Source organism: Paucibacter aquatile (assembly GCF_002885975.1).
GTDB classification, from domain to species: domain Bacteria; phylum Pseudomonadota; class Gammaproteobacteria; order Burkholderiales; family Burkholderiaceae_C; genus Paucibacter_A; species Paucibacter_A aquatilis.
Window position 1 is genome coordinate 553,052 of the sequence record NZ_POSP01000001.1, and the last position, 24,377, is coordinate 577,428.

Consider the following 24,377-nt stretch of genomic DNA (forward strand, 5'->3'; position numbering starts at 1 on the left):
GAGGGGCCAGGCGCCGGCGCAACCCCCGTTCGAGAGTTTTTTCAATCGATCGCCAGGACCTTCCCAGTCCCAAGGAGCCGACCATGTCCCAGATCTCCACCTGCCTGTGGTTCGACGGCCGCGCCGAGGAGGCCATGGCCTTCTACCTCGATCTGATTCCCGGCAGCCGCGTCGTCGATGTGATGCACTGGGGCGAGACCGGCCCCGGCACGCCCGGCAGCCTCTTGATGGCGCGCCTGGAGCTCGGCGGCATGAGCTTGCAACTGCTCAATGGCGGGCCTCAGTACACGCTGAGCCCGGCCGTTTCGCTGTCGGTCGATTGCGAGGACCAGGCCGAGCTCGATCGCATCTGGGGCCGCCTGCTGGACGCCGGTGGCAAGACCCTGCAGTGCGGCTGGATCACCGACCCCTGGGGCCTGAGCTGGCAGATCGTGCCCCGACCCTTGCCGGACTGGCTGCGCGACCCCGATCCCGTCGTGGCCGCCCGCGTGATGCACGCCATGTTTGGCATGGTCAAGCTGGAGTTCGAGGGGCTGCGGCGCGCCTACCTCGGCATTTGATCGGCATCGCTTTGGGCCGCCTTGGTCCGCAACCCTCAGGGTTTCCCAGAAGCTGCTTCACGTGACGTGGCGCGTCGGCGCTGCGGGCATCCGCCCTCCCAGCCCCTGGTCTTCCGGGCATAGCATGAAATCGCAAGTTCAGCTGGGACGGCGCTTTCGACGCCATGCCGTCTGGGCTTGAGATGTGTTCATTCCGGCGCGCCCGATCTGGTTTGCCTTCATGGCGCGACCGACCACAACAGCAAGACTGCAAGGGACCGTATCACCATGTTCACCCGCACCTGCTCCGACTCACGCCGCGCCGCAGCTCCGCTCCATCGCCTGGCCGTAGCTGCCGCCCTGATCTGTGCCGCCGCCGGCGCACAGGCCGAAGTGTTCACCGGCGACACCAGCAATGGCGCCATCTGGAACCGGCCTTTCGCCAGCTTCTCGGGCCTGTCCTCGGCCGGCACCGGCGTCAAGTACGAGGTGCTGCCCTTCACGGTCTCGGTGACCGGTGCCTACGACTTTTTGAGCACGGCGACGGCCAGCTGGGACAACTTCACCTTCATCTACAAGGACGCCTTCAACCCGGCCACTCCCTTGGTCAACGGGGTGGTCGGCAATGACGACCGGCCCAGCATTGGTTTGTCGGGCTTCAACGTCAATCTGACGGCCGGCACCAACTATTTCTTCATCACCACCGGTTTCGACCCCAGTGAGTTCGGCGCCTACAGCCTGAATGTCAGCGGCCCCGGCAGCGTCATCACCACCCCGGTACCTGAGCCCGCCACCTACGGCCTGATGGCCCTGGGCCTGTTTGCTGTGGCAGCGGCTGCGCGACGCGGCCGCCGTGCCGACTGAGTCCGACCCGTCCTGCCTCGCAGGTCAAGCAGCCTTCGGGCTGCTTTTTTCATGGGCTTTCGGTCTCACCTCAGCCCTTGGGCAGATCCTGAAAGCTGGGTTCGATGGCCTGGGCATGCTGCATCAGCAGCCATGGGTCATGCCGGCTCTTGAGCGCGCGCAGTCGCGGCAGATCAGCGCCGTAGTAGGCCTGGGCCCATTGCGGCAGTTCGAGATCGGCGTAGCCCTGGTAGACCCGGCCATTGCCGGCGGCGGCCACGGTGGCACGTGAGGCCTGGGCCCAGCGCCGCGCGTGGGCGCGCAGTTCGGCGTTGGAGCGCGCGCCCACCACCGCGGTGTGACGGATCATGAACTGGGCCTCGCGGTGACTGAACGCGCAGTCGGCGTGCGGCCGCTGGTCTGACGTGGCGGTGTAGGCGCCGCCCCAGGGGATGAGTTCCAGCTCCCGGTACTGGGCATAACGACGGTCAGCGGCGAAATGGGCCAGCAGGTCCTGGATGGCGCCAGCCGGCAGGCGCTGCGCGAAGAAGCCGGATTTAGTGAACTGGTAGCCATGTTCTCGGTAGGGCTGGCTGGGTTGCCACGCCGGCTCGCAACGCCGGTCCAGGCGACCGCACAAATAGCTGGCGGCGGCGGCGGCCGGCAGGCGCCATTCACACAAGGCCTCGGCCAGGCTGCCCAGGGCGCGGCGCCACGGGGCCAGCAGGGCCGGCACCTCCTCGGCCTCGGCCAGGACCACGCCGAACAGCTCAATCAGTGGCGGGCCCTCGTCGGCATCCTCGGGGTCATCGCTGGCGCTCAGGGACAGTTCCAGGTTCACGCGCGGGTCCGCCGCCGGCGCCAAGGTCTGCCAGGCCTCGATCACGTCCGCTGCGCAGTCCCAGGACCAGCGCCCATGGACCACATTGAGGGCCTGGGCTGGCTGGGTGTCGAAGAGCAGCTCGGTGACCACGCCGAACTGCCCGGCGCCCGCCCCCCGCAGGGCCCAGAACAGATCGGCATGGTGATGCGCACTGGCTTCGACCAGATCGCCGCCGGGCAGGGCCACGCGCAGGGCCTGAACCTGCTCACAGACCAGACCGTGGCTCCGGCCCAGCAGGCCGAAGCCGCCGACCAGGGCCAGGCCACCCAGGGCCACGCCAGGGCAGCCGCCGGTGGGCAGCAGGCGGCCTCGCGAGGTCAGGAAGGCACTGGCTTCACCGGCGCTGACGCCGGGCCCGGCGCGCAGGCCTTGCAGGTTCAGCTCCATGCGGCGCAGCTCACTCAGGTCCAGCACCACCTCGGCATGGCTGGACAGGTCGGCAAAGCAATGGCCGCCGCTGCGCACGGCAAAGCCCTGCTCGTGGCGGGCGAGAAAGTCGAGCGCACGCCGCACATCGCACTCGCTGCGCGCACGCAGCCACAGCGCGGATGTGGGCAGGGGGCGGCCCGCGGCGGCCAGCTGCTTGCCCACGCCGATCTCGGCGCGCTCACCCGGGCGAAAGACCTGACCCTGCCAGCGCTGCAGCAGCGGCGACCAGTCCAGCGCGGTCGCCGGGTGGGGCGCTTCAGTCATGGGTGGCACCCATGTCGGTGTCGGGCAGGGCATGCAAGCGGTTCTGCAAGCGCACCAGCTCGGCATAGCGGCCGTTCAGGGCCATCAGCTCCTCGTGCCGGCCTTGTTCGACCAGGCGGCCGCGTTCCATGAAGAAGATGCGGTCGGCCGCGCGCACGCTGGCCAGGCGGTGGGTGATCAGCACCACGGTGCGGCCCGCGGCCAGCTGGCGCAGCGAGTCGTAGACGGCCGCCTCGGCGCGCGCGTCGAGTGGCGCGGTGGGCTCGTCCCAGATCACCAGGGGTGCATCGCGGAACAGGCCGCGCGCCACCGCCAGGCGCTGCCACTGGCCGCCCGACAGATCCTGGCCACCGCGGAAGTAACGCGACAGCACCGTGTCCCAGCCCTGCGGCAGGCCGGCGACCACCTCGTCGGCGCGGGCGCTGCGGGCGGCGGCCCGCAGGGCGCGGTCCTCGGGATCCGGGCGGGTGTGGCGGCCGATGCGCACATTGTCGCGGGCGCTGCGCGGCCAGCGCACCGGGTCCTGCAGCACCATGGCAATGCGCTCGGCGCGGCTCTCGGCTTCGAAGCCGGCCATGTCCTGGCCGTCCCAGCAGATGCGCCCTCGGTCGGGCTGGTAGAGCCCGGCCAGCAGCTTGGCCAAGGTGGTCTTACCGCTGCCGTTCTCTCCCACCAGGGCCACAGTCTGGCCGGCCTGGATTTCCAGATTGATGGCCTGCAGCACCGGCCGCCCCGGCTGGTAGGCAAAGCTCAGGTCCTCCACCCGTATCGTGCCGGGCTGGGCCGGTGCGGGCAGGGCGCCTTGCGGGCAGGCCGGCCGGCGCTGTTCGGCCTGGCGCAGAAAGTCCTGGTAGTCGGCGATGTAGAGGCTTTTCTCGAACAGCTCGTGGGCTGCGCGGGTCAGGCGCTCCAGGGCGGCGCTGGCGCTGCGCAGGGCCAGCACGGCCGTGCCGGCCGCCGCCAGGGGCAGGGCGCCGGCCTGCAGCAGCAGGCCCAGTCCGGCCAGTGTGAGCGCCAGGCCGGCGCCGGCCAGCCAGCGCCCTTGGCTCTGGCGCCGCGCCTCGGCCAGGCCCAGGCTGACGAGATGGTCGCGCAAGGCATCGGCGCTGCGGGCATAGGCCTCGATCACAAAATCGGGCGCCTGCTGAGCGCGGATCTCGGCCGCCGCCTCGCGCTGGGTGGCCAGCTCGGCCATCATCTCGGTCTCGCGGCTCAGGCGGACCGTGGTGGCCATGCTGGCGTACTGCAAACGGGCCGCGCTCCAGACCGCCCAGGCCTGAGGCATCAGAACCAAGAGCAGCAAGGGTGGCAGCAGGGCGTGCAGCCAGGCCAGGGCCAGCAGGGCGGCCAGCACGGCGATGGCGCCGGCCAACAGCTCCAGCGCGCACTCGAGCGCGCCTTCCAGGTGCAGCACACCGCGGTCGCGGGCGCGGTGCAGCTGGTCGTAGAAGCCGGGGTCGTCAAACGCCGCCAGGTCCACCTGCAGGCTGGCGCGGAACAGGCGCTCCTCGGCCAGCCGGCGCAGCTGGGGCACCAGATGAGCGCGCGCCCGCGCGCTGGCGCTTTCCAGGGCCAGGCCCAGGGCCAGCAGGCCGGCCAGGCCCAGCAGATCGGGCAAGGCCGCCTGCAGGCGCTCGGCCGCGCTGCCGCCGGCCAGCAGGGGCTCCAGCACCCGGGTGCTGAGCAGCAGGGCGGCGGCGCTGACCGCGCCGACCAGCAGCTGGCTCAGCAGCAGGCCCGCACCGGCCCGGGGTGCGGCCGCGCGCAAGAGCTGCCACAGCGGCACCGCGGCCTGGGCCAGGCGCCCCAGCAGGCGGGTTGCGCTCAATCCGCCGCCGCCGGGGCGGGCGGCATCGGCCTCGTCCTGCAAGCGCCAGTAGGGGCGCTCCAGTTCCGGGCTGAGGGCGTCTCCGCTCATGCCGTGGCCGGGATCAGGATGGAGGGCAGTCGGCTGTCCGGGTGGGCGCGCAGCAGCTGGTAGGCCACGCCGCCCAGGCCTGGCATCAGGCCCGGCACAAAGACATCGCGGGCGATGCCGCAGATCGGGCCATGGGTCTCCAGGCTGCCGAGCAGGGTGGCGAGCAGCTGCTCGTGGCTCAGGCCTGCCGGGGCCAGCCCCAGATCCAGGGCGCGCGACATCAGCTCCCAAACGCCCAGATCCCCGTGACAGGCGCAGTGGTTCCAGCCCAGACCCAGGCGCCAGCTGGCAGCCGCGGCGCGGCGCACGCGTTCGGCCTGTTGTGGCTGCTGGGCTTGCGGGTCCAGATCCAGCGTCGCCAGGCCGATGCCCACGGCGCCGTGGCACCAGGCTGCGGCCGTCTTGGCGCCTTCCAAGCCGCGCAGGTCCAGCCAGTTGCCGTCTTCCTCGCTCCAGAGCTGGTCTTCAAAGGACTGGGCGGCTGCGGCGGTCTCGGCAAAGCGGGCCTCTCCGCTGGCCCGTGCCAGCTGTTGCAGGGCCCAGGCCATGCCGCTGGCACCGTGGGCAAAGCCGCCCATGCCCTCGGGCCACTGGCTGTGCGTCCAGCAGGCCAGTGTCTGGCCGCCGCGTTGCTCCAGCCTTGCCTGTGCGCAGAGCTGATCGCCGATCTCCACGGCCATCTGCAGGTAGCGCGCCTGGCCGCTGCGCCGGGCCAGCAGCAGCAGGGGCGGGATGGCGCCGGCCTTGCCGCTGAGCACATCGTGGATGTCATCGGCCGCGCAAGCCTCGGGCAGCAGCTCGGCCAGGGCGCAGGCCCGCTCCAGGCATTCCTGCGGCCGCAAGCCGCCGGGCTCGAGCAGGCGCGGGGCCAGCTCGGCCAGCATCAACCAGGCCCAGATCTGCGAGCCCAGGCCCAGGTAGGCGCCGGCAGCAGGAGGGCGGGTCTTGCCGCGCTGCCGGAAGCGCTCGGCATGGCGCTGGTCCTCGGCCCGGTGCAGGCTGTGCACCAGGGCGGGCAGCAGGGCGGCGAGGCCCGGCACCGGATCGGCGCGCCCGGCCGCTTGCTCGGCCAGATAGGCCGCCACCAGCAGGGCGATGCCGGAGAGGCCGCCGTAGAGATCCGGGTCCAGCGGCTGCACCGCCCAGCCGGTGGGGCTGAGCACCGGGGCGATCCAGGCCACGGTGGGGCCTGGGTCCTCGGTGTGGCCGCGCTCGCCCGGTGCCAGGATGGCGGTGGCGACCAACTGGCGCATGATGGCCGCGGCCTGCTGCCGCCGCCGCGTGTCCAGCCCGTGCAGATCGAGCTGCTGTGGTGTCAGCGAGCATTCGGCCGGCATCCAGCCCTCGTTGATGAAGGCGCTGACCAGGGCGGCGCGGATGCAGTGGCGCTCCAGGTCGAAGTCGGCCGCGCGCCAGTCCTGCAGCGCTTCTTCCACCCAGTTGCCAGCGGGCAGCCAATGGGTGCCGCCGGGGCCTTGCAGCCGGCCTTGGCCGGCCAGGGCGCTGAAGCAGGGCACATCGCCCTGGCACAGGTCTTCGACTTCGGCCGCAATCACGTCCGGGTCATTGGGAGCCATGGCCAGATGGGCCGCGGCGCGGGCCAGCAAGTCGGTGGCCCGCTCGATGGCCGGCGCGGGCCGGTGCAGAGAGACCGGGTGCCAGAGCATGCGGGCCAGCTCGGCATAGACCTCGGTGGCGCGCGGCACCACGCGGATGCGGCAGGGCTCGAAACGGCGCAGGCGTGGCGCCAGCAAGCCGTCCTGGTCCAGCGCTTGCAGCAGGCGGCTCAGGCCCTCGAAGCCCTGCAGCACCTGCGGCCAGTACTCGGCCAGATCGGGCTCGGCGCTGGGGTGGTTCTGGGCCAGCGGCGCCTCCATCAGGCGGTGGCCGATGTGGGCCTGGTCGGAGCCGCTCTGCAGGATGTCGGGCTGGGGCAGCAGGGGTTGCTGGCCCGGCAGGGCGCCGAGGGCGGAGTTGTCCACGCCGCGCCAGCCCAGGCCCATGCCGCGGCCGGGCAGCAGGCCGACGTTGAGCACGGTGCCGCCGACCAGGCGCGCAGCCCGGTCGGCCGCCGCGCCCAGGCCCGAGGGAATCGGCGTGGGCTTGGGTGTGAACAGGGTCTCGCAATCGACCACCACCGGATTCGGGCCGTGGGCGATCAGGTTCTCGGCATGCAGATCGCTGCCGGACAGCAGGCGCATCAAGGCCAGCCAGTGGCCGATGCCGCGGTAGAAGGCCAGCAGCTCGGCCCGACCCTGGGCATGGCGGTGGGGGATGAACTCGCTCCAACCGCAGTCGTCGTCAGCGCCGCGCAGCACCCGGGGCACGCGCATGCTGCTGGGTGCTTCGGCGCGGGCCTGCAGATCGGCCTGCAGTTCGGCGATGAAATCGGCCAGGGCCTGATCCACGGCCACCGAGCGCGGTTTGTAGACCAGGCGGCCGCCTTGGCAGCGCAGCAGGGCCACGGTCTCGCCGCCGCTGTGGCTGTCGCCGGCGCCGAACTCCAGCGCCTGCAGCGCGCCGCAGTCCTGGCCCAGCAGCTCGCTCAAGCCCGCCCGGTCGCGGGCAAAGCGCCGGGCAAAGCGGGCGGCACTGGCGCAGCGGGCCTCGATCAAGCCTTGCACGCGCTGGCGCAGATCGGGGTAGGGGCAGGAGGCGGGCGACTGCTCGCAGCCCCACAGGCCGACCCAGAACTCGGGCGTGGCCGCGTACTGAAGAAATTCTTGCCAGCGGCTTTCGCTGTCCTCGGCGCGGAGCTGGCCGGTGACGCGCGCTGCATTGAGCTCCAGCACCAGCAGGCGGCTGAGTTTGCTGTGCAGCTGGGCCAGCAATAGCTCGCGCGTGGCGGCGAGCAGCACCTGCGCTTCGGCAGGCTGGAATCCGGTGATCTCGCGCAGCTGGCTTGCCAGCCCGTCCAGCGCGGACGGGATCAGGCAAGCCAGAACGGTGTCGAATTCACCGGCGTCTGCAGGAACAGACGCCATGGTGAATCAGCAGCACATGCGGGTGCGCGAGCCCGAGCAGGCGGTGCCGCACTTGCCCGAGATGGTGCTGGTGTCGCCGACGATGTCGGCTTCGGCGTACTCGCCGCCGATGAACAGCGGGCCGGCCGGGTTGCTGCCGTCGGCCTGGCTGCGCCATTGGGCAACCAGGGCTGCGGCTTCGCTGTCGATGTGCTGGGTAACAGTGGTGCTCATATCAAACTCCTTGTGGGGTTCAAAGTCGATGGGCTTGTGACCGAGTCCGGTGTGAACCGGCCCCAACTGGGGGCAGAAGCGGCGAGAGGCTTGTGAGCCCTCGTCTCGGCACGGGCGCATTGTTCTCAGCGAGTGAAGACACTCCCAGCTGTAAGAGTTGACAGCGGGTTAGCCCCGATGGTCGGCGGCGCAGCACCGGAGCTGCCGTGGCATCGGCGTGGTGGCCCCAGGGGCGGCCAATGGGCGGGCAGGCAAGACCTGACCCCAAGTGAAACAGTGGTGCGCATAGCGCGCGAAACCCGGGTTCAGTTTGTGGTCTTGCGTGTCGAGGGGCGGGCGCTTGCCGAAGACAGCGCCGTCCACAGATGCTGTGCTGCGTAGGCCCGCCACGGCCGCCAGACTTGGGCCCGTTCGGCCAGCTCCCTGGCGCTGGGGCGGCTGCCTTCGAGCTTCTCGATCGCCTGCATCAGACCGACATCGGCGGCCGGGAAGGCATCGGGCTCGCGCAGCTGGCGGATGGCGATGTACTGAGCCGTCCAGTCGCCGATGCCCGGCAGCGCGCGCCACTGCGCCAAGGCGTGCTCCAGGCTGTCCTGGCGTTCCAGCAAGGCCGGTGTGGCAAGGCAGGCCTGGGTCACCGCCGACAAGGTGGCGGCGCGGCTGCGCGGCATGCCCAGGGGGCCGAGATCCACCGCGGCCAGCGCGGCGGGGCTCGGAAACAGATGGCTCAGCCCGGGAAGCTCCGGGTCGGGCGCGTGGAGGGGCGCCCCGTGTTGCTGCACCAGCTTGCCACCGAGCTGGATGGCAGCGCTCACCGTGATCTGCTGGCCCAGCACGGCGCGGATGGCCAGCTCGAAACCATCCCAACAGCCGGGCACGCGCAAACCGGGCCGCTCCTGCAGCAGGCGGGCCATCAGGGCATCTCGCTCGCCCAGCTGGCTGGCGATGGTTTCGGGGTCGGCTCCCAGGTCGAACATGCGGCGCAGGCGCGCAATCACCTGGGGCAGCAGCGATAGGTGGCTGGCGCGCAGCTGCACACGCAAGGCCTGTTGCGCGGGCGCATGGCTGACGCAGACCCGGCCCTGCTGACCGCCGATCTCCAGCACTCGCACATAACGCCCGCCCTCAATGGCGTCGTCCACCTGCTCCAGCCCGGGAATGGCGCGGGCGCGCAGAAAGCCCAGCATGGCCGGCCAGTCGTAGGGTGGCCGGTAGCGCAGCAGCAGGCTGACCTCGCCGGCCCGCGGCGCTGGCATGCGCGCGCCGGGCCCGTGGCGCAGCGCGCTGGGCGGCCGCTGGAACAGGGCTTGAAAGACCTCGTTGAAACGCCGGATGCTGCCGAAGCCGGCGGCAAAAGCGATCTCGGTCAAGGGCAGGGCGGTTTCGCGCAGCAGTTGCTGGGCCAGCAGCACGCGCCGGGTTTGCGCCACGCTCAGCGGTGAGGCGCCGACATGCTCGGCAAACAAGCGGCGCAGCTGCCTCTCGCCCAAGCCCAAGCGATCGGCCAGTTCGGCCACGCCTGCCTCGTCCAGTGCGCCCAGCTCGATCAGCTCCAGCGCGCGCGTGACCGCATGGGAGTGGCCGCTGTTGGCCACGCCGCGCCAGGCGCTGGATTCGGGCGCCGCCTCGGGCCGGCAGCGCAGGCAGGGGCGGTAGCCGGTCTCCTGGGCCGCCGCGGCATTGGGATAGAAGCTGACGTTCTCGCGCTTGGCCGTGGGCGCCGGACAGATGGGGCGGCAATAGATGCCGGTGCTGTGCACGGCGATGAAAAAGCGCCCGTCGAAACGGGCGTCGCGGCTGGCCAGGGCGCGGTAGCAGCTGTCGGGGTCCAGGGGCAGGTCCATGGGCGAATTCTCGTGGCTTGAGGTGCTGCGCACTGGCGCTTTTCGGACATCAAGGTCGCGAACGATATTGCTGTCCGAAAGGCGCGAGCCAAGCGGCGACGCATTCGCGACCATGGCGGCCCTTTCCCCTTCCATCACCCAAGGCAAGGCCTCCGCAAGGCCTTTCAATTCCATGTTGCACACCCAAGAACCTCAGGAACAGCATCAACATCAGCAATCCGACAAGAGCGACGAGCGTGAGGCCCAGCGCCACCGGGCGCTGGAGTTCGCCGCGCTCAACCGGCGTGGCGGCTTGCTCCTGGCCAATGTCTGGGATCTTGGCAGCGCCCGGCTGTTTGAGCAGCAGGGCTTCTCTGCCCTCGGTACCAGCAGCGCGGCCATCGCCTACTCCCACGGACTCGGTGATGCCGAGCGCCTGGGCCGCGACGCCATGATGGCCCAGATCGCCACCTTGGCCTCTGGCTTGCGGCTGCCCTTGAATGCCGACATCGAATCGGGCTATGGCCCCTCGCCCGAGGCGGTGGCGTTGAGCACGGCAGCGACCATTCGGGCCGGCGCTGTCGGCGTCAACCTGGAGGACCGGCGGCATGGCGAGGCAGGGCAGGGCCAGTACACAATCGCCGAGCAATGCCGACGACTGGAGGCCGCGCGTGCGGCTGCCGAGCGCAGTGGCCTGCCGCTGTGGATCAACGCCCGCATCGACAGCGTGCTGCTGGCAGAAGGTCAGGATTCAGACGAGCGTCTGGCCTTGACCCTGGCGCGGGGCCGAGCCTATCTCGCAGCGGGGGCGGACATGGTGTTCGTGCCGGGCCTGCTTGATCTCGGGCAGATCCGGGCGCTGGCGACTCAGCTGGGCGGTCCCTTGAACCTGATGGCCATGCCCGGCGCGCCAAGCGCCGGCGAGCTGTTTGAAGCTGGCGCCCAACGTGTCAGCCTGGGCCTGTGCCCCATGCTCAGCGTCATGGGCCTGCTGCGCGACCTGGGGCGTGAAGTGTTGCAGACGGGACGCTGGCAGGTGATGGGCGAGCGCTTCTACGGCTTCGGCGAAGCCGAGGCCTTGTTTGCCGCGCCGTGATGAAGCCCGGCAGCCCGCGCTCAGCGCTCTGCCTGGAAACGACGGTGAGGGCGAAGACGCTGGGTTTGTCATCGAGCGCTGGCTAGACTGCGGGGCCAACAAGCTCACCACTCCCTCACGCGCGAGTCCGCCATGACTGTCCTGCACACCGCCCGCCTGCGCCTCGAACCTTGCCGCCCGGAGCACCTCTCGGGGCTGCACGAGATGAACCGCGACCCGGCGGTGATGCGCTACATCACGGGTCGGGCCGAGACCCTGGAAGAGACCCAGGCCATGATCGAGCGGGTGCAAGCGCGCTGGGCCGAGCTGGGCTATTCCTGGTGGAGCTTCATCGATGTGGCCAGCGGCCAGGTGGTGGGCGCCGGCTGCATCCAGCATCTGGGGCGGGACCGGGCCCAGCCGCTGGAGATCGGCTGGCGCTTGCGCCAGGACCGCTGGGGTCAGGGCCTGGCCTCGGAGGCCGCGCAGGTCATGGCGGCCTTTGCCTTCGAGACCTTGCAAGCGCCGCTGCTCTGCGCGGTCTGTCACCCCGACAACCCGGCCTCCGCCCATGTGATGAAGAAGCTGGGCATGGTCTACCGCGGCCAGGAGCGCTGGTACGAGATGGACACGGCGGTGTACGAGATGGACCGGGCGGCCTGGCGGGCGCGAGCTGCGGCATGAGTGCTGCCGAGCCGACGGCATCGTCGCTGCCGCCGCAGGCGCCCAGCTTCTGGGCTGCCTTCAAGTTCTGGCTCTGGCTGGGCTGCCTGAGCTTCGGCGGGCCGGCCGGGCAGATCGCGCTGATGCACCAGGAGCTGGTCGAGCGGCGGCGCTGGATCAGCGAGCGGCGTTTTCTGCATGCCCTCAACTACTGCATGCTGCTGCCCGGCCCCGAGGCGCAGCAGCTGGCCACCTACATCGGCTGGCTGCTGCACCGCAGCTGGGGCGGGCTGATGGCCGGGGCGCTGTTTGTGCTGCCTTCTTTGCTGTTGCTGATCGGTCTGTCCTGGCTGTACCTGGTGCATGGTCAGCAGCCGCTGGTGGCGGGTCTGTTCTTCGGCATCAAGCCGGCCGTCACCGCCCTGGTGCTGCAAGCGGCCCACCGCCTGGGCGGGCGGGTGCTGCGCAATCGCTGGCTCTGGGCGATTGCCGTGGCGGCCTTTGTCGCCATCTTTGCGCTCAAACTGCCCTTCCCGCTGATCATCGGCGCGGCGGCCCTGGCCGGCTGGCTGGGCGGGCGCTGGCGGCCGGCCGCCTTTGCCACCGGCGGCGGCCACGGCGGCGCGCAGGCGGTCTCGGCCGGGCCGGCGCTGATCGACGACCACACGCCCACGCCGGCCCATGCGCGCTTCACTCGCCGCGGCCTGGCCCGCGTTCTGGGCTTGGGCCTGGGCCTGTGGTTGCTCAGCATGACGGCGCTCTGGCTCTGGGGCGGGCGTGAGGGCGTGCTGACGCAGATGGGCTGGTTCTTCAGCAAGGCGGCGATGCTGACCTTTGGCGGCGCCTATGCCGTGCTGCCCTATGTGTTCCAGGGCGCGGTCGAGCAGCAGCAATGGCTGACGGCCACGCAGATGATGGACGGCCTGGCCCTGGGCGAAAGCACGCCGGGGCCGCTGATCATGGTGGTGGCCTTTGTCGGCTTTGTCGGCGGCTGGGGCGCGCAGCTGCTGGGACCGGATGCGCTGTGGGCCGGCGGGGCGCTGGCGGCGGTGGTGGTGACCTGGTTCACCTTCCTGCCGTCTTTTGTCTTCATCCTGGCGGGTGGGCCCCTGGTCGAGGCGACGCATGGCCGCCTGGGTTTCACCGCGCCGCTGACGGCGATCTCGGCCGCGGTGGTGGGCGTCATCCTCAATCTGGCCCTGTTCTTCGCCCTGCACCTGCTCTGGCCGGAGGGTTGGGGCGGGCGCTTTGATGGGGTGTCCGCTGCGCTGATGCTGGCCGCGGCCTGGGCTTTGTTGCGCTGGAAATGGGGCGTGCCCCGCGTGCTGGCGGCCAGCGCCCTGCTGGGCCTGGCCGCACAGCATGCCGCAGCAATGATCAGTTAGTGACCAGGGCTTTCTTGATGGCGCCGACCACCAGGCTCGGGTCGTCCCACATCAGGAAGTGGTAGCCCTTGTCGCTCATCTGCAGGTTCAGGCCCTTCAGATCGGCGTACTGGCGCTCGAAGATGGCGCGGGTGCTGGCTTGGGTGCTGCCCATGCGCTCGTAAGCGGCCCAGGCGCCCAGCACCGTGGTCGGCACCTGGATCTGGCTCAGCTGGGGGCGCAGGTCGGTGGTCCAGAGCTCGTACATGGCCTGGGCTGTGGTGTGGCGGTCGCTGTTCAGGCCCCACTGCACCAGGTCCTCGATGCGCTCGCTCTGACGGGTCATGCCGGCCATCATCGGTGTCAGCTGGGCGCGCAGGCCCTCGGCCGGAGCATTGCGCATGCCCTGACGCATGCCCTCGGCCACGGGCTTGACCTGCTCGACCGTGGCGGCCGGGTTCTGGATACCGGGCAGAAAAGGCAGGGAGTCCACCACCACCAGCTGCTTCACCGTCTTGCCCTGCTTGTCTGCCGCCAGCACCAAGCCCAGCACGCCGCCCAGGCTGTGGCCGACCACGGTGGCACCTTGGGGCGCTTCCTGCTGCAGCAGGGCCTGCAGCTGCCCCTTCATCTGCTGCAGAAAGTCTTCCGGCTTGCTCAGGGCCGGGCTGCCGGCAAAGCCGGGCAGCTGCACCATCAGGCAGCGCACGCCCGGTTGCAGCTGGGCGCAGGTCTCGGTCCAGACGCTGGCGGGGCTGTTCAGGCCGGGGATCATGAGGACAGGTCGGCCTTCGCCGCTGCGGCTGATCTGCAGGTCCTGGAACTTTTCCGGCGCTGCCTGGGCCGTGTGGCTGATCAGGCTCAGGCCGGCCAGGGCCAGGCTGGCGCCGATCCGGCACAGGGTGGCGCTCAGTCCGGGTGCTTGCTGCTTGTTCATTGCGGTCTCCTCTTCGTTGACTGGGAATGGAGCGCATTGTTGGCGGCCGCCGAGCGGCGCCGCGACCCCGAGCGATGAACAGCGGATGCGGGCGACGAGTGGCTAGCCGCAGCGCTGAATGGCTCCCAGCTGTAAGAGCTGACAGTGTGAAGCCGGGCCATGCTTGCCTAGAGTGGCGGCACGCCCTGGCGTTCGGCCTGGTCTGGCGAATGACGGATCGATCGAGGGCGCTGGGTGTGCTGGATCTGCCCCTTGTTCCTCTGGTGGCGTGTTGACCTGTCTGTTGTGTTGACCCCATTTGTATTCACCGTTACTTGGAGTGCCTGACTCATGTTTCGTACCTCTGCTGCCGCGACCGCTTCTGCCACGTCCCACAGCCCGCTGCTGCCCTGGGGCGTGGCTGCCCTGGTGTGTTTTGTGGCGGGGGGCGCCCATGCCGCGGCGGCGGTCAGTGGTCTGGAGGTGCGCCTGTCGGTGGCTCAGCCGGTGCTCAAAGGCGATGTCGATGTGCATGTCAGCGTCAGCATCACCAACACCAGCCGCCAGCCGCGCCAGATCCTGCGCTCTCAGCTGCCAGGTTCGGCGCCGATGGCGGCGCTGTTTCGCATCAGCCGTGACGGCCAGCTTGTCGACTACACCGGCCCACTGGTCAAACGCGGCCCCTTGACCGAGGCCGACTACCTGAGCCTGGCGCCTGGGGAAACCCAGACCTTCGAGGCCGAGCTGACCGGCACCTACGATCTGAGCCAGAACGGCCGCTATGCCATCGAGTACATCGGTCTGGCCAAGCAGGCCGAGGCGGCCAGCGCGATCAGTGAACTGGCCCCGACCTATATCTGGCTGGAAGGGCGCAGCCCGCAGCCCGTATCGGCCCGCCCCGAGCCGTCACCGTCATTGGCCGGAAGTGTCAGCTACACGGGCAACTGCACGGCATCGCAAAAGACCACGCTGGCCAGCGCCTTCAGTGCCGCATCCAACTACGCCCAGGCTGCCCAGACCTATTTGAATGGCACCGGCTCGGGCACCCAGCGTTACAAGACCTGGTTTGGCGCTTACACCAGCGCGCGCTGGAACACGGCCAAGGCCCACTTCGTCGCCACCAATGATGCCTTCAAGAACAAGGCGGTCACGCTCGACTGCAGCTGCAAGCAGAGCTACTACGCCTACGTCTACCCGACCCAGCCGTACAAGATCTACCTCTGCAATGCCTTCTGGAGCGCACCGATGACCGGCACCGACTCCAAGGCCGGCACCTTGATCCATGAGATGACCCATTTCAATGTGGTGGCGGGCACGGATGACTGGGCCTACGGCCAGAGTGCTGCCAAGTCCCTGGCCTTGTCCAACCCGACCAAGGCGCTGGACAACGCCGACAGCCATGAGTATTTCGTCGAGAACACCCCTCCGCTGCCTTGATCGCCGCAGCGCTGGCTGCACCCGCACCCGAACCCGCACCGAATCCGCATGCGGCCGAGCCCGGCTTGCGGATTGCGCCCTGATCGACCCCTGAAACTTGCCCTCTCCCCTCGTTGGCCCCGTTGGCTGCCCAGCCGCGGGGCCTTTTTTTTGGGCGCGAGAGCGCTTCAAAAAGGAAGAGACAAAGCAAAGCCCCGGACGGCGCGATGCGCGTCTCGGGGCCTTGGGCTGCGTCCCCCAGCCAGGGGGCTCTTGCGCGCCGGTCTGCGCCGGGCTGCTGCGAAGAGCGAGACATGCCGGTCTTGCGCCGGCTTGGCGACAGGGCCGCGATGGGCCTGCTTTCCTCCGTTGTTTTCGTGCGTGCGGGCTCAGCGCCTTGGGTTGGGCCTCACTCCACGTAGCTCAAGACCACCGAACGCACCTGGTCGACGCCGATGCCGGCATCGCGCTTGAGCGCACTCAAGGCGTAGGCGCTGAGCAGCTCGTGGCCCAGTTCGGCGGCGGCGACGGGCGTGCGCACGCGCAGGCTGCCGTCTTCACCAAAGCTGAGGCGCAGGCTGCTGGTGTGATCCCCCGGCAGCACCAACAAGGCTTCACCGCTGTAGCGCAGGCCGCGCTGCGGCTCCGGCAGGGGCGAGGGCTGGCTGGAGCCGCGCACCACGGCCAAGCTGTCGCCCAGATCGGTCAGCTTGAACTGGCCCAGCGGCTCCAGCGCTTCGCTGGCGCGTTGGCTGAACAGGGGCACATCGGCCGCCAGCGCCTGCTCCAGCGGGCCCTGCGCCACGGCGATGCTGACGCGGCCGTGGGCCGACAGCGCCTGCTCGGTGTCGAAGCGGGCGACGCCGCCGCCACCCTTGAGCTCCGAGGCGCCGCCGCGGCCCAGGGCCTGGCTGCCGCCTGAGGCATCGGAGCTCAGCGTCGCAGCGCCGGGGCCGGCATTGAACGCCACCAGCGGGCTGCCGGCTGCGTTCGGGGCATCGCCGCCGAGCAGGGGGCTGGCTGCGCCTGTTGCCGCACCGGCCTGACCGCCCGAGCGCGTGCTGTTGCCGCCCGGCGGGGTGATGGAGGTGGCGGCCGTGGCATCGCTGGCCGGTGGCGCGCTGATGTTGCCGGTGGCCTGGATGCTGGCGGCGGACAGGCTGTAGTTCTGCGCGTCGGCACCGCTCAGCTGCACGCTGCTGATCTGCACCGGCTTGTCGCTGCCCACGGCCGCATCCAGGAACTGGCCCTGCACCTGGCCTTGCACCTGATCGCCGGCCAGCACGCCCTGGAGCTGCAGGGCGCCCAGGCTGGCCTGGGTGCTGCCGTCGTAGCGCTTGCCCTCGGCTTGCAGGTCCGCGGCGCTCAGCTGGCGCTGGGCGATGTCGGCCTTGGCGGCTTGCGTGCTGCTGGACAGCTGGTAGTTGCCGGCATCGGCACCGTTCAGGGTCAGGCTCACGGTCGCGGCCTTGTCCTTGCCGGCGTTCTTGTCAGCGAACTGGGCGCTGGCTTGCAGGCCGACCTGGTCACCGGCGATCAGGCCTTGCAGGGCGCCAGCCGTGACGGTGGCGGCGGTGCTGCCGTCGTAGACCTTGCCGGCCACGCTGGAGGCGCCGGCGGAGATCACCTTGGCCGCGATGTCGGCTTTGGCGGCTTGCGTGCTGCTGACCAACTGGTAGTTGCCCGCATCGGCGCCGCTCAGGGCCAGGCTCACGGACGCGGCCTTGTCCTTGCCGGCGTTCTTGTCCGCGAACTGGGCCTTGGCTTGCAGGCCGACTTGGTCACCGGCGATCAGGCCTTGCAGGGCGCCAGCCGTCACGTTGGCGGCGGTGCTGCCGTCGTAGACCTTGCCGGCCACGCTGGAGGCGCCGGCGGAGATCACCTTGGCCGCGATGTCGGCTTTGGCGGCTTGCGTGCTGCTGACCAACTGGTAGTTGCCCGCATCGGCGCCGCTCAGGGCCAGGCTCACAGTGGCGGCCTTGTCTTTGCCGGCGTTCTTGTCGGCGAACTGGGCGCTGGCTTGCAGGCCGACGCGGTCACCGTCGACCAGGCCGTGCAGGGCGCCGGCCGTCACGCTGGCGGCCGTGCTGCCGTCGTAGACCTTGCCGGCCACAGTGGATGCGTCAGCGGCAATCACCTTGGCCGCGATGTCGGCGGCGGCGGCTTGCGTGCTGCTGGCCAGCTGGTAGTTGCCTGCATCGGCACCGTTCAGGGCCAGAGCGATGGTGGCCGCCTTGTCCTTGCCGGCGTTCTTGTCGGCGAACTGGGCGCTGGCTTGCAGGCCGACCTGGTCGTCACCGATCAGGCCTTGCAGGGCGCCGGCCCTGACGCTGGCGGCGGTGCTGCCGTCGTAGACCTTGCCGGCCACGGTGGACACGCCGGCCGTGATCGTCTTGGCCGTGATGTCGGCTTGTGCCGCTTGTGTGCTGCTGGCCAGCTGGTAGTTGCCGGCATCGCTGCCGCTCAAGGCCAGAGCAATGGTGGCGGCCTTGTCCTTGCCGGCGTTCTTGTCGGCAAACTGGGCGTTTGCTTGCAGGCCGACCTGGTCGTCACCGATCAGGCCTTGCAGGGCGCCGGCCCTGACGCTGGCGGCAGTGCTGCCGTCGTAGACCTTGCCGGCCACGCTGGAGGCGCCGGCGGTGATCGTTTTGGCCGTGATCGTCGCCTGGGCGCTGGCCTGGTCGCTGCTCAGCAGATAGTTGCCGGCATCGGCGCCGCCGAGTGCCAGGCCGCTGATGGCCACGGCCTTGTTGCGGCCCGCGTTCTTGTCGGCAAAAGCGGCGCTGCCACTGAGGCTCAGGGCATCGCCTTCCACCATGCCGCTGAGGCTGGCGGCCAGCAGCTCGGCGCGGCTGTTGCCGTCGTAGACCTTGTCGGCGACTTGCAGGCCGCTGGCGTCGAGGCTGCGCGGGGTGATCACGCCGATGTCGGCGCTCACCGCCTGGCTGCGGTAGCCGTAGACCGCCACGCTGCCGGCTTGAGCGCTGGCCGTGATGTTCATATGGCTGACCGAAACGGTTTTGCCATTGCCCACGTTCTTGCTGTCGTACACGGCTTGTGCGCTGCCCAGGCTCACGCTGTCGCCGTCGATGGCACCCGTGGTGATCTGCAGCTGGTTGGCGTTCAGCGTGGCGGTGGTGTTGCCGTCGTAGACCTTGCTGACCGTGCCGCTGAGTTGGGCTTGCAGCACGGGTGCTACACGGTAGAGCATGCCGTTGCCCTGGCCCAGCACGGTGCTGGCACTGCTGGCGTCGTACTGCTTGAAGGCTTGCGTCAGGCCGCCGCGCACGTCTTGGCGCGGGTCGGTCGAGTAGATGCGCCAGGCGCCGTCGCTGGCCTGGACCGCGCTGCTGCCTGCGTTGTTGATGAAGTGGCGGCCGGCTTCCAGCAGCAAGGGCAAGGCAACCTTCGCGCTGTTGCTGGCGACCACCGCCTGGTTCAGCACCAGATCGCTGCTGGCGCCGCTGCTGCGTAGGTCCACGCTGCCGCTGGCGCGCACGCCGTTCAGGCTGTCGGCACTGCCCACGGTCAAGCGGCGGCTGTTCTTGAAGGCCAGGTCCCCCACCTCGGCGGCGATTTCGTCCACTTGATGGGCGCTGCTGCCCGGCTTGAGCTGCACGCTGCCACTGCTGCGCACAGCCAGCTTGGGGGCCGTCAGCACGCCGCGGCCTGAGATGCCCACACCGGCCTGATCGTTCAGCGACAAGGTGTTGGCAGCTGTGACGGCTGTGTCCAGCTGCAGGCCGCCCTGGGCCGCACTCAGGTGCAGGCTGCCGCTGCTGGTGCTGAGGGCGCCATCCACCGTCAGGCGCTGGGCCTGGATGTCGACCTTGTTCTGCACCGCGGCGCTGAAAGCATGGGCCAGCACGGTGTCATCGCTGGCCAGCAGGCGCAGGGTGTCCACGCCGGCCAGCTTGGCGATCGAGGCCGCGCTCAGCTGGCCGCCCGTGCCGCCGATGTGCACCGCGCTTTGCGCGCCGCTGACGCTGAATTCCAGCGTGCTGCGGCTCTGGCCGCTGAGCGTGGCGCTCTCGGCATCGAAGCCGCTGGCCGACTGCAGTTGCAGGGTGGCGCTGCTGTTGTTGAGTGCCAGCGGGGCGTTCAGGCCCAGGCGGCCCTGGGCCTGCAGCTGCACCGTCGGGCTGCTGCCGGCCTTGACCGTCAGGCCGCTCAAACCATCGACGGAGCCAAGGCTCCAGCCTGCATGGCCCAGCTGCTGCACCTCAGTGTTGCCGCCGACGTCCAGCGCCAGGGTGCTGAAGTCGAAGCGGCTGTCGCTCAGGGTGGCGCCGGCGCCCGCCGTCACGGCCACGCGAGCCGCCGAGACGCCGCCGTTGACGCCGATCACGCGCTGCCCGCTCTTCAGGTGCACGGTGCTGGCCAGGGTGCTGATGTCGCTGTCGAAGACCAGATTGCCGCCATCGCTGCGCCCCACCTCCAGTGTGGCCGCGCTGATCTGGCCCAGGGTGGCGTTGTTCAGGCCGGTGCCAAGATGCAGTTCGTTGGCAGCCGTCATCTGGCGCAGGGTGACCTTGCCGGCGCCTGCGTTGGCGGTGACGGTCTGGCTGATGTTGATGGTGTCGCCGGTCAGCGTGATGCCGCCGCTGGTGTTGCTCAGGGTGCCGGCGCTGATGTCCACGGTCTTGTTGACCATCTCGAACGAGCCGCTGGCGCTGAAGCTGAAGTTGCCCGGCACGCTGATGGTGCCGGTGCCGTCTTCGCGGCCGATGGTCAGGTTCTTGACGCCGGGCAGCTTGTTCAGCGTGGCCGGCGAGGCGAAGCCATTGGCATCGCCCAAGACCATATTGGTGGCCTTGTCGTAGGGCTCCAGGCGCAGCGAGGCAGTGCTCAGGTTGTTGAGGGTGGCGGTGCCCCAGTCGACCTTGTCGGCACGCAGGGTCAGGACGCCGCTGCCGGTGTCCAGATTGACGCCGACGCTGCCGAAACGGATGGTGCCGTCGGTGAAGATGCTCGCGCCGCCCTTGAAAGTGAAGGCGGTGTTGACGTCGATGTCACCGGTGGCATGGATCTGGCCGGCCAGAATCTTGGGGCCGTCCGGGCCGACGCCGCCGGGGTAGGACCCGGTCTCGCGGTCAAAGAACAGCCGCCCCGCGCCGACATCGATGCGGCCATTCATGGTGATGCCGCCACGACCCGAAGCCAGGTAGACGTTGCCACCTGCAGTGCTGATCGGAGCGTTCAGGGTGAAGGCGCCCCCGGTGCCCGAATCGGCGTCGGCCCACAGGCGAACATAGCCGCCCTGGCTGTTGACGCTGCCGCCAATCGTGATGCCGTTGGCGCCGAAGACGGTGATGGTGCCGGGATCGACGGCACCGGGCGTTGCTGAGCGAAGGTCATAGTTGCGCAGCGGCCCGGAGGGGTTGCCACCTGCACCCGTTGCCACCAGGTGCGGGACATTGATCACCGAGGCCCTGCCTCCGTTGACTGCGTCCGTTTCGCCCGAGTTCCAGTTGGAGGCGATCAGCAAGATGCCGGCGGCGCCGTTGACGCGCAGGGTGTCCGCTTTCTGTTCAAAGCGAATCACACCGATCTTGTCGCCCGGATCGCTGCCCATTTGCCCGCCGCGGCCGGCCACGGCGGTGAAGCTCACACCGTCGGCCAGGTCCAGCACACCGTCCGTGCTGCCGGTGGCGCGCAGGTCCTTGAAGGTGATGTTGTTGGTGGCCTCGAGCACGATGTTGGCGGACTGGGCCTCCAAGTCTTTCTCATAGACCACCGATCCGCTGAGACTGCCGCTGCCGGAGCCGCCTCCGCGAATTTCGAGCGTGCTGGGGTCCAGCAACAGATCCCCCGTCCGCCCCTTCGCCGCCCGCGCATCGGTGCGGCCGCTGTAGGCCAGCTCCTGCTTGCCCGAAACTTCCGCGCGGCCGCCGTTGCCGCCCTCGGCGCCACCGCGCACGTCGATGCGACCGGCGAACTCGGTGCGGCCATCGGACCAGAACACCACCTCGCCGCCGTCGCCGCTCTGACCGGCGTTCTGGCCGGCATTGGCCCGCGCTTGTACGCCGGCTTCGGCCTTCAGGCTCTGGGCGTTCGGATGCTGGGCGTCCTGGCCTTGCCAGCCGCCGCCGACATGGATCTGGCCGCCGCCGGTGGCTCCGCTGGCATCCAGCCGGGCGCCGTCGCGCAGGCTCAGCTGCGCGCCCTTCACGTCAATGCGGCCACCGCGGCCGGGCTCGCTGTGGGCGTCGAGCGTGCCGCTCAGGCTCACCTCGCCATTCGCGCCGCCGTCCAGCAGGATGCGGCCGCCTTGCTGGCTCAGGCTGCTGGCTTCGATCAGGCCGCTGCTGTTGACCACGCTGGCGCGCAGGGCGCCCGCGGCTTGGGCGCTCAGCTGGACCAGGCCGCCGGCGGCGTGGATCTCGCCGCTGTGGCCGATCTGGGCTTGCAGCGCCGCGCGCTCCACCGAGAGGCTGAGGAGGCCGTCGCCGTTCAGGTCCAGGCTGACTTGTTCAGCGGCGCCGAGCAGGCTGCTGCCGCCGGGCGTGTGGATCTGGCCGCTGTTGTCCACCTGCGGCGCGATCAGTGCGACCACGCCGCCTGCGGCCTTGCTGCTCAGACGGCCGCTATTCTCGACCTGGCCGGCCGTGCTGCTGCCCTTGAAGTGGGCGCGGCCGGCCAGAAAGTCGGCATCCGAAATGGTCAGCGAGCTGGCCACCAGGCCGCCCACATCAACCTGCGCCGTGCGGCCGAAGACCACGCCGTTCGGGTTGAGCAGCCAGACCTGGCCGTTCGATTGCAGGCTGCCGAAGATGGCGCTGGCCTCGCCGCCGGTGACGCGGTTGAGCGCGATGCTCTGGCTGCCCGGTTGCTCGAAGCGCACCTGCGCATCACGGCCGATGTTGAACTGGCTCCAGTTCATGATCAGCTTGTCGCTGGCTTGCTGCACGCGCAGCTGACCCGGCTGGTTCTGCAGCAGCTGGGCCTGGCCCGCGACCACGCTGCCGCCGCTGGGCAGGGCCAGGGCCGGTGGCGCCTGGGCCGCCGGGGCTTGCGCCTGCGCGCCGCTGGCCAGAAGGGTCGAGAGCAGCAGGGCGCCGGAGGCCCGCTTGCCGCGGCCGGCCGTGTGCTCGGCCACGGCGACAAAGGCCTGGCTCAGCTCACTCCAGACCAGGCGGTAGCTGTGGTTCAGGGACGAGGATTTCTTGGTTTTCATGGCGTGTGTGAATTCAGGGTTCGGGCCGCCAGGCGGCGGCGCACAAGGTGAGGCGGAAAGACGGCGCGGCTCAGAAGTTCAGGCTGGCCTGCAGCCACAGGCGCGAGCGGGCGCTGCGGCCCTCAGAATCGCGGCCGTTTTGCAGGCCCTCGTTGCTGCCGATGGCGCGTGACCAGGCCGCGCGCAGCTGCCATTCGCCGCCGTAGAGGTTCAGGCCCAGGCCCGCGCCGGCCAGCTTGTAGCCATTGCTCTGGCCAGCAGGCAGCGCGGCGGCCCAGGGCTGGGCATGCCGCTGGATGCGGCCGCCGTCGACAAAGGCCAGGCCCTGGGCACGCAGGCGCTCGCCGATGCGGAAGTCGTGGCGCAGCTCGGCGCTGCCCAGCCAGCCGGCGTCGCCGCTGGCCTCGCCGATGGCATAGGCGCGCACGCCGCTGGGACCGCCCAGCATGAATTTCTCCGAGGAATCGAGGTTGCGGCCGGCCAGCTGGGCACTCAGGCTGGCATAGACCGACCAACTGCCGGCGGCATCCAGGGTCTGCAGCCGCGCCAGCCGGGCTGTGGCCTTGCTGAAGCTGCCCTGGGTACGGGCGCTCAGGGCGTCCACGCCCTGGTCGGCGGCATTGCCGCTCAGGTCCACGCGGCCGACGCTGGCATTGATCTGCCACTCGGTCGCGCCGCCCTGGCCCAGCTCGTCCCAGCGCGAGCCGTTGATCTGGGCTTGCAGGCGATCGACCCGGCGCTGGCGCAGATTACCGTTGGCGCTGTCGTCCTGCAGGCGCTTGCTTTCCGCATCGAGCTGGGCCCAGGCGCTGCTCATGCGGCTGCGTTGCAGCGGGAAGCTCAGGCCGGCGCCCAGGCTGCGCGCCGTGCCGCGCAGGTCCAGGGCCTTCATCTCTTCGCCGACGCGGTAGCGCAGGGCCGAGGCCCCCAGGTTCAGGCGCAGGCCTTGCGGCGTCAGCGGCAGGGCGTAGCTCAGGGCGGCCGAGCGGTTGCCTTCGGTGGCGCTCAGCGACAGGCCCAGCAGATCGCCGCGCTGGGCCGGGTTGGCCCAGGCCAGCTGCGCGGCGGCGCGGGCCTGGCCGGTGTAGCGGTTGCTGAAGTTGTCCACGCTGGCTTGGCCGCGCAGGGCCGGCTGGGCCTCGGCGCGCACCACCAGGCGGCTGCTGCCGAGCTGCTCGCCTTTTTCAAGGCTGGAGCGGGCCACCACGCCGGCCAGGTCGTTCATCAGCAGCAGGGCGCGTTCCAGGTCATCGCCGCGCACCGGGCCTTCGGGCAGGGCGGCATCGGCCACGGCGCGCAGCTGCGCGTCGGGCAGGGCGCTGCGGTTGTGCAGCTTGATGCGGCCGGCGCCGCGCTCCAGCTGGCCGGCCAGCACGGCGATCTCCAGCTCGCCTTCGCTCAGGTCCTGGCGCGGCAGGTAGGCGCGTGCGAGGCTGTAGCCCTTGGCCTGCAGCTGGGTGCTGACGCGCGCGGCCAGGGCTTGCAGCTGGGCATGGTTGAGGCGCTGGCCGCGTGCATCAGCCACCCAGGACTGCAGCTCTTCGGGCGTGGCCAGGCCTTCGGCGGCACTGAAGCGGATGCGCTGGATCAGCACCTTGAAGCCCTCGCCGGCGCTGTCGGTCGAGGCGCGCGCGGCCTCGTCATTGCGCGGCTGCAGTGGGCGGTTCTGGCGGGCTTTGTTGAGCTGCTGCTGTTCGTTGAGCAACTGCCCGGCGTCGGGCGGGTTGTTGGCGGCCAGGGCGGCCTGGGTCAGCAGCAGGCCGCTCAGGGCCAGGCTGAGCGTGCTCGGTGAAAACTTGAACGGGGTCGGGTGAGTGAAAGAAGAAAAAGGCTGCATGCGCTGCTTTGCTGTGCGTGTGGGTTGCGGATG

The 24,377-nt window shown here is 70.0% G+C and carries 14 protein-coding genes; 6 read left to right on the forward strand and 8 right to left on the reverse strand.

What is annotated here, in order from left to right:
• Positions 1 to 83: 83 nt before the first annotated feature.
• Positions 84 to 560 (forward strand): VOC family protein, encoded by a 477-nt coding sequence (locus tag C1O66_RS02415; protein WP_102766390.1) that lies wholly within the window; start codon positions 84 to 86, stop codon positions 558 to 560.
• Positions 561 to 827: 267 nt separating this feature from the next.
• Entirely contained in the window at positions 828 to 1,403 is a 576-nt protein-coding gene (locus C1O66_RS02420) for a PEP-CTERM sorting domain-containing protein (protein WP_102766391.1), read from the forward strand.
• Between the two features lie 70 nt (positions 1,404 to 1,473).
• Here the strand turns inward: C1O66_RS02420 and C1O66_RS02425 are convergent, their stop codons facing one another.
• From C1O66_RS02425 to C1O66_RS02445, 5 genes are all read right to left on the reverse strand, one after another.
• Positions 1,474 to 2,958, reverse strand: a complete 1,485-nt coding sequence (locus C1O66_RS02425) for an FAD-binding oxidoreductase (protein ID WP_207795882.1) — start codon at positions 2,956 to 2,958, stop codon at positions 1,474 to 1,476.
• Positions 2,951 to 4,876, reverse strand: a complete 1,926-nt coding sequence (locus tag C1O66_RS02430) for an ABC transporter ATP-binding protein (RefSeq protein ID WP_102766392.1) — start codon at positions 4,874 to 4,876, stop codon at positions 2,951 to 2,953. Before C1O66_RS02430 ends, C1O66_RS02425 begins: the two co-directional genes overlap by 8 nt.
• Positions 4,873 to 7,860 carry a type 2 lanthipeptide synthetase LanM family protein gene (locus tag C1O66_RS02435; RefSeq protein ID WP_102766393.1) on the reverse strand — a complete coding sequence of 996 codons (2,988 nt, stop codon included), beginning with the start codon at positions 7,858 to 7,860 and terminating at the stop codon, positions 4,873 to 4,875. Before C1O66_RS02435 ends, C1O66_RS02430 begins: the two co-directional genes overlap by 4 nt.
• Before the next feature lie 6 nt (positions 7,861 to 7,866).
• Positions 7,867 to 8,073: a DUF6229 family protein gene (locus C1O66_RS02440; RefSeq protein WP_102766394.1), complete on the reverse strand. Its 207-nt coding sequence runs from the start codon at positions 8,071 to 8,073 to the stop codon at positions 7,867 to 7,869.
• 305 nt (positions 8,074 to 8,378) lie between these two features.
• Entirely contained in the window at positions 8,379 to 9,917 is a 1,539-nt protein-coding gene (locus tag C1O66_RS02445) for an AlkA N-terminal domain-containing protein (protein WP_165794431.1), read from the reverse strand.
• A 172-nt stretch (positions 9,918 to 10,089) separates the two neighbouring features.
• Between C1O66_RS02445 and C1O66_RS02450 the strand changes: the two genes are divergently transcribed.
• The 3 genes from C1O66_RS02450 to chrA all read left to right on the forward strand — a co-directional run bounded on the left by C1O66_RS02450 (position 10,090) and on the right by chrA (position 13,019).
• Positions 10,090 to 10,992 (forward strand): isocitrate lyase/PEP mutase family protein, encoded by a 903-nt coding sequence (locus C1O66_RS02450; protein ID WP_165794432.1) that lies wholly within the window; start codon positions 10,090 to 10,092, stop codon positions 10,990 to 10,992.
• A gap of 132 nt (positions 10,993 to 11,124) precedes the next feature.
• Positions 11,125 to 11,655 carry a GNAT family N-acetyltransferase gene (locus C1O66_RS02455; RefSeq protein ID WP_102766396.1) on the forward strand — a complete coding sequence of 177 codons (531 nt, stop codon included), beginning with the start codon at positions 11,125 to 11,127 and terminating at the stop codon, positions 11,653 to 11,655.
• On the forward strand, positions 11,652 to 13,019 hold the full coding sequence (gene chrA / locus C1O66_RS02460) for a chromate efflux transporter (RefSeq protein WP_102766397.1): 1,368 nt from the start codon (positions 11,652 to 11,654) through the stop codon (positions 13,017 to 13,019). The genes C1O66_RS02455 and chrA overlap by 4 nt, the downstream gene beginning before the upstream one ends.
• Here chrA and C1O66_RS02465 read toward each other — a convergent pair.
• Positions 13,012 to 13,935: an alpha/beta fold hydrolase gene (locus tag C1O66_RS02465; protein WP_102766398.1), complete on the reverse strand. Its 924-nt coding sequence runs from the start codon at positions 13,933 to 13,935 to the stop codon at positions 13,012 to 13,014. The genes chrA and C1O66_RS02465 overlap by 8 nt on opposite strands.
• Before the next feature lie 330 nt (positions 13,936 to 14,265).
• Here C1O66_RS02465 and C1O66_RS02470 point away from each other — a divergent pair, with 330 nt between their 5' ends.
• The gene (locus C1O66_RS02470; protein ID WP_102766399.1) at positions 14,266 to 15,351 is read left to right on the forward strand and encodes a M35 family metallo-endopeptidase; all 1,086 of its coding nucleotides are present in this window, start codon (positions 14,266 to 14,268) and stop codon (positions 15,349 to 15,351) included.
• Between the two features lie 388 nt (positions 15,352 to 15,739).
• On the opposite strand, the gene C1O66_RS02475 is transcribed toward C1O66_RS02470, so the two are convergent.
• Together C1O66_RS02475 and C1O66_RS02480 are read right to left on the reverse strand one after the other, a co-directional pair.
• The gene (locus C1O66_RS02475) at positions 15,740 to 22,507 is read right to left on the reverse strand and encodes a YDG domain-containing protein (protein ID WP_102766400.1); all 6,768 of its coding nucleotides are present in this window, start codon (positions 22,505 to 22,507) and stop codon (positions 15,740 to 15,742) included.
• 70 nt (positions 22,508 to 22,577) lie between these two features.
• Positions 22,578 to 24,344: a ShlB/FhaC/HecB family hemolysin secretion/activation protein gene (locus C1O66_RS02480; protein WP_102766401.1), complete on the reverse strand. Its 1,767-nt coding sequence runs from the start codon at positions 24,342 to 24,344 to the stop codon at positions 22,578 to 22,580.
• Between the last annotated feature and the right edge of the window lie 33 nt (positions 24,345 to 24,377).